Annotated in this window: 5 protein-coding genes; 2 read left to right on the plus strand and 3 right to left on the minus strand. The window is 45.6% G+C overall.

What is annotated here, in order from left to right:
- Positions 1-706: 706 nt before the first annotated feature.
- Positions 707-2,359, plus strand: coding sequence for an iron uptake porin (locus tag F6K22_RS28345; protein WP_293105799.1), 1,653 nt, complete (start codon positions 707-709; stop codon positions 2,357-2,359).
- Between the two features lie 48 nt (positions 2,360-2,407).
- On the opposite strand, the gene F6K22_RS28350 is transcribed toward F6K22_RS28345, so the two are convergent.
- The 3 genes from F6K22_RS28350 to F6K22_RS28360 form a co-directional block, all read right to left on the minus strand.
- Positions 2,408-2,560 (minus strand): hypothetical protein, encoded by a 153-nt coding sequence (locus F6K22_RS28350; RefSeq protein WP_293105802.1) that lies wholly within the window; start codon positions 2,558-2,560, stop codon positions 2,408-2,410.
- A 450-nt stretch (positions 2,561-3,010) separates the two neighbouring features.
- On the minus strand, positions 3,011-3,889 hold the full coding sequence (locus F6K22_RS28355) for a metal ABC transporter permease (RefSeq protein WP_363274623.1): 879 nt from the start codon (positions 3,887-3,889) through the stop codon (positions 3,011-3,013).
- 17 nt (positions 3,890-3,906) lie between these two features.
- On the minus strand, positions 3,907-4,626 hold the full coding sequence (locus F6K22_RS28360) for a metal ABC transporter ATP-binding protein (protein ID WP_293105805.1): 720 nt from the start codon (positions 4,624-4,626) through the stop codon (positions 3,907-3,909).
- 321 nt (positions 4,627-4,947) lie between these two features.
- Between F6K22_RS28360 and F6K22_RS28365 the strand changes: the two genes are divergently transcribed.
- Positions 4,948-5,937 carry a metal ABC transporter solute-binding protein, Zn/Mn family gene (locus tag F6K22_RS28365; RefSeq protein ID WP_293105808.1) on the plus strand — a complete coding sequence of 330 codons (990 nt, stop codon included), beginning with the start codon at positions 4,948-4,950 and terminating at the stop codon, positions 5,935-5,937.
- The last annotated feature ends 117 nt before the right edge of the window (positions 5,938-6,054 follow it).

The raw sequence follows: 6,054 nt of genomic DNA on the forward strand, positions 1-6,054 counted from the left end.
GCCGACCATATTCGCCCTCGGGTTCGACCACGCGAGTAATACCAATGGCCTCAAGAATCTGATGATGCGTATCGCTCTGTGCCTTGACCCAAACATTGAGTGGGGGAGTAGGGGAGTACTTGATTTCTTCCTCCCTATTCCCTATTCCCTATTCCCTATTCCCTATCTCCTTTTTATATTTCCTTTACAAACAGTCTCTTATAGAACCCATTTGAGATCTATATAATTATGGCGTTCAAGTCTTTTCGCGCATCAATTTTGACCGAAAATCATAGTCGTGGAGTGTTGAATTTTGTGTATTATTTCTCCACATATCTTCCCTTTTTCTTCTTCCCTCCTGTCTCCTGTCTCCTTGCTAAATTTATGAAGATACGCTTAGGGCTTCTATATTCAATTCCGTTACGGTTTTAACCAGAGGTAATTATCCATTATCCACTAATGAAACATCTATACAAGCTGAATTCTTTGCCTTCTAAAGATTGCAGAGAATTAGAATAGGTAAATAATTTTGTTTACCCTGCAAATTCCGAGGCCATTAATTTTTTCAACTTGACACTTCCAAATAAAGAGTTAATAATAAACAAATTCAATAAGTAATTATTTTCTGACAAGCCTTGCACAGCAGTCAGTTAGGATATTATTTGCTTTTTATCCTTTACTAAGTAGGGTATACCACGAACAATTAATAGGAGTGAGTCAAAAATTAATGAAAATATTTTTTAAGAAAGCTAGAAAATATAGCCCCGTTATTCTGAGTACCACCTTATTTATAGCCAATGCTGCTCAGGCCACTCCCCCAATACAAATTGCCCAGGCATTTCGTCCCCTACCAATGGATGACCCCTCATTAGCAATGCCCACTGTATCTGAGCTAGAAGCAGAAGAAGCAATAGATCAGGTGACATCTGTCTCCCAATTATCAGACGTGCAGCCTACAGATTGGGCATTCCAAGCATTACAATCATTAGTAGAACGTTATGGTTGTATCGCAGGTTATCCAGACGGCACCTACAAAGGCAACCGCGCCATGACTCGCTTTGAATTTGCTGCCGGATTAAATGCTTGCTTAGACAGAATTACAGAATTAATTGCAGCAGCAACCAGTAACCTAGTTACCAGAGAAGACTTAGCCGTATTGCAACGCTTACAAGAAGAATTTGCAGCCGAACTAGCAGCATTGCGGGGTCGTGTAGATTCTTTAGAAGCACGCACAGCAGAACTAGAAAGCAACCAATTTTCCACTACCACCAAACTCAATGGTGAAGTTCTGTTTTGGTTAAATGATACCTTTGGAGAAAGAGCATCAGCGCGTGGAGAATCTTCTGGCAATGACAAAACCGAGACCTCTCTTTCTTATCGTGTCAGGCTAGAGTTTGAGACTAGCTTTACTGGAGAAGATTTGCTCTTTACTCGTCTACAAGCTAATAATCTTAATGAGTTGAGCGAACCAGAACTCACTAATACCTTAATGACTCTTGCCTCTATTGATGAGGGTGATGGTAGTGATGATTTTGGTATTGACCTAATGTTCTATCAGTTTCCTATTGGAGAACGTGCCCAAGCTCTAATCGGTCCTATTGGAGTTGACCTAGATGACGTTTCCTTAGTTCTGACACCCTTTGCAGATGAAGGAGATGGGACTATTTCTAGATTCGGACGACGCAACCCAACAAGTTTCCGTGGTCCTGCTAATGCAGGTGTTGGTTTTAGCTACGCATTTAATGATAAGTTTCAGGTAAATATAGCCTACTTAGCAGACGATCCGGCGAATCCTCAAGAGGGTGCGGGTGCATTCAATGGTGCTTACAGTGCATTAGGTCAACTTGTGATTGAACCATCAGATAGTTTGGCATTTACTCTGGGTTATGTGCGTAAGTATTGGGGTGACGATGGGGTAGATATTACTAATGGTACTGGTAGTTTTAAAGCTCAAGACCCCTTCGATGGTATTGCCACGACTGCTGATAACGTTGGTTTCCAAGCTCATTGGAGAGTGAATGAAAAGTTGGAAGTGGGAGGTTGGTTTGGTTCGACTTGGGCACGACCAGAAACTAGCAATGGCGATGATGATGATATTACTATCATTAATGGAATGTTGTATTTTGCCTTCCCAGATTTATTGAGAGAAGGAAATATGGGTGGTTTGATGGTAGGTGTTCCTCCTATTGTTACTGATGGGGGTGATGATGATGCATTGAAGGATGATGATACATCTATACATATAGAGGCAATTTATCGTTTTCAAGTTAATGATAATATCTCTTTGACTCCTGGTTTATTTGTGATTACTAATCCTAATCACGATGATGTTAATGATACTATTTGGGTTAGTACATTCCGGACTCAGTTTAGGTTTTAACTAAAATCTGCGATCGCTTGACCAATCCTGTGGAAGGCGGGATTATGCCTATGGACGCTGAGTAAGACCAAGAAAGACTTGTTCTTTTGAGGAAAAGCTTGCAGCAGTATAAGCAGCGATCGCCCAATTACAAAAACAAGTTGCGACTCCTGAAGCGACAAATTGGCTGGGCTTTGTTGCATGAAAGTGGTAATAGAACATCCGTTCCGCTCTTCGGTTGTCCCCGACATAAAAGGTGAACCTAGTGGCAGCTATATCACCCTATTTCTATAGATTGATGCTTTATTCATTTATTGGCCAATAGTTAAATGGTTCAAAGCCTTTACAGGTATAAGTTTCAGCCTTTTTTTATCAAAGATTGATGTTTGATATCAAATCCGGTAGTATCGCTAGAATTCATTTCCTGTAGGGGTTTGGTCTCCAAACCCTCCATCAACTAGGAGTTTTAACCAATACTAATGGTAGAATTATATCACTCCGATTTCTCGGGAACCGTAGCCAGCGGATTTGATATGATTTATTTATTGGACAATAGTTGTAGAAGTATGAAGTACATATGGTTGGATCTTGTGGGGTAACTATATGTTTTCATACAACAAATCCCCGTTACAAAAATAACTTCTGACTTCTGACTTCTAACTTCTGACTTCATTAATGGTTGATGTCTTTAACAAAGCTAGATTGTGTCAAAATCCCCTGGGATGGACTGAACAGGAACGCCAGCATAAAAAGCCCAAAAGCTACTAGAACGATGGCAGACCCCGAAGGAATATCCAGGTAATAGCTCAAATACATCCCGGCAATACTGGCAAATGCCCCCAGACAGCCGCCCACAATCATCATCTGGTGCAGCTCTTTGACCAGCAGATAAGCCGTGATTCCAGGTGCCACCAGCATACCCATCACCAGTAAAACTCCTACGGTTTGCAGACTGGCAACCACCGTCAGGCTAATGGCGGTGACCATGCCGAGGTAATACCAGCGGACCCTCATGCCACCGGCCTGAGCACCAATGGGGTCAAAGGTGTAAAACAACAGCTCTTTGTAAAACAGCCAGACGCCGATCAGAATGATTAATGTGATGGCGAAGGTCAGTTTCAGATCGTTCTGGTTGACCCCCAGGATGTCGCCAAACAAAATGTGAATCACATCGATACGGTTTGCTCCTGGCAGCACCGTTACCAGTGTTGTGCCAATGGCTAAAAACGATGAAAAGATCAATGCCATTACGCCATCCAGCTTTAGCCGGGATTGCGACTCAATGCCCGACAGCACGACGGCACTCACCACCCCCGCCAGCAACGCCCCCACCGACAGAGGCCACCTCAGAAAAACTGCCACCGGCAACCCGGCCATGATAGAGTGAGCAATCATGTCCCCCATCATGCTCATCTGCTGCACGATCATGTAGCTGCCCACGACAGCGCACAAAATGCCCATCAAAATTCCCATAATCAGAGCATTGCGCATGAATTCAAAGTTGAGGGGTTCAAGTAGTACGTTCAAGAAATTCTCCTTTTGATTGATCAATTCCGATAGTGTAGATATTAGGCGGCGACGGATAGTACCGGCCCTTCGTAGGCGGTAAGCAAGTTATCTTCTGTCATGACTTCGTGGCGCTGGCCTTTGGCGACAATGTGCTTGTTCAGCAATAACAGCTGATCGTAATTATCCAGGGTTTCGCTGAGGTCATGGGTGATGATGAGCAAGGTTTTAGCCTGGGTCTTCAGCTCGTTAAAAATGTCGAACATAATGGATTCCGTTTTCTTATCCACTCCAATGAAGGGTTCATCCAGAATCAGGAGTTCGGCTTCTTTGGCCATGGCGCGGGCTAAAAAGACCCGCTGCTGCTGCCCCCCGGATAGGTCGCTGATGCTGCGATCGCGGTACTCGTACATTCCCACCCGCTGTAGCGCCGCCTTCACCAGCTCGCGAGATTGGCGACTGGGCCGACGAAACAGCCCGGTTTGCAGGGTACGACCCATCATGGCAACATTCCAGACAGTGACGGGATAGTCCCAATCAATTTGCGATCTTTGGGGCACGTAGGCAACCTGCGAAAGCTGCTGTGTCAGAGGTTTCCCTTTCAGCAGTGCGGTACCCGTAGCCGACTGAATCAGCCCCAGCATGGCTTTGACCATCGTGCTTTTACCCGCCCCGTTCGGGCCAATGATCCCCACTGACTCGCCAGGGTCAAAGGTAAAACTCACATTGTTGAGCGCCGTGAAACTGCGATACCTCACGGACAAATCTTTAACAATCAGCATAGTCTGCCTCTAGAAAAAAGTGAATAGAAAATGAAAAAAATATGATATAAATATGATAAAATATGATGATGGTATACTATTGCGAATATATATCAAAATTTAACAATTTCCCAGTTGAGGGGGAATTGAGAGTTGTCGTTTGGCTGCATAATGCTGCTAGATAAGACTTCCGGAGGGTTGCCAAGGGGAGCGACTGAATTTTTCAGTCTGCTCAGTTGCGACAACCTTCTGTTACAGATACAGACTGGGTTTGTTTGCCACGGTCATGTTCTGGACTTAATAAGATATTTTCTCGATTATATACTTATTCAGGAGACTTCAATGGGTTTTTTATTTCAGTTAAAGCCTCGTTTTGCAGGCACTTTTGCTGCTTTAGCAGTTGTGGTTGGCTTGGCGGCTGGTGGCGGCACTGCTGAGACGATAGCCACCCAGAGGGAAGGGAGAGATGCCGATGAAATCGCCCAGGCAGATGGCGGGACTCCGGAGGTCGTCGCCTCCTACAGCGTTCTCTGCAGCATGGTGGAGCAAATTGCGAAGGGGGTGTTGGAACCCAACTGTCTGATCGACTATGAACAAGACCCGCACACCTATCAAGCTAGGCCGTCTGACCGACGGGCGATCGAGGTAGCGGATGCCGTCTTCTACGCGGGGATGAACTTTGAGCCGTCGATTATTGAGATGGCGGAAGCAAGCACCACCCCAGCCCCCAAAGTGGCGGTACACGAAGAAGCCGTCCAGGATATTATTGAAGTGGAGGAAGAACCAGACCCCCACATTTGGCATGACGTTGAAAACGGCATCCGCATGGTAGAGCAAATCGAGCAAACCCTGATTAAAATCGACCCCGACAATGCCGATACCTACACGAGCAATGCTGATACCCTCACCAGTAAGTTGGAGCGCTTAGACGCCTGGATTCCCAAACAAATTGCCACCATTCCAGAGAATCAGCGCCGTCTGATTACCACCCACGATGCCATGAGCTATTACGCCAGAGCCTATGGTCTGGTGGTCGAAGGTACCCTGCTGGGGTTCTCAACCGAGGAAGAACCCACAGCAGCTAAGGTTAAATCCCTATCCGAGAGGATTAAGGCGATCGGCGTCCCCGTTTTGTTTGCGGAGCTAACCGCCAACGACAAGGTGCTGGGCACCGTCGCCAATGAGGCAGGCGTGAATATTTCAGAGGATGTGCTGATTGCCGACGGCATCGGGGAAAAGGGCACTCCCGCAGGCAGCTATCAGGGTATGCTGGTTTACAACACCTGCACCATTGTGACCGGCTTGGGCGGCACCTGTTCGGATTTTAAGTAAGCCGGATACTTCTAGGCCAAGCGGCCCTATCAGAACTCCTTAGAGTTTTGACCTAGTTAATAATTTACCTTATAAAGCAGTATAATACGATAGTTATCTCTGGCCGCCCGAAAATCA

Origin of the sequence: Okeania sp. SIO2F4 (assembly GCF_010672385.1) — a bacterium.
Taxonomy (GTDB): Bacteria; Cyanobacteriota; Cyanobacteriia; order Cyanobacteriales; family Microcoleaceae; genus Trichodesmium.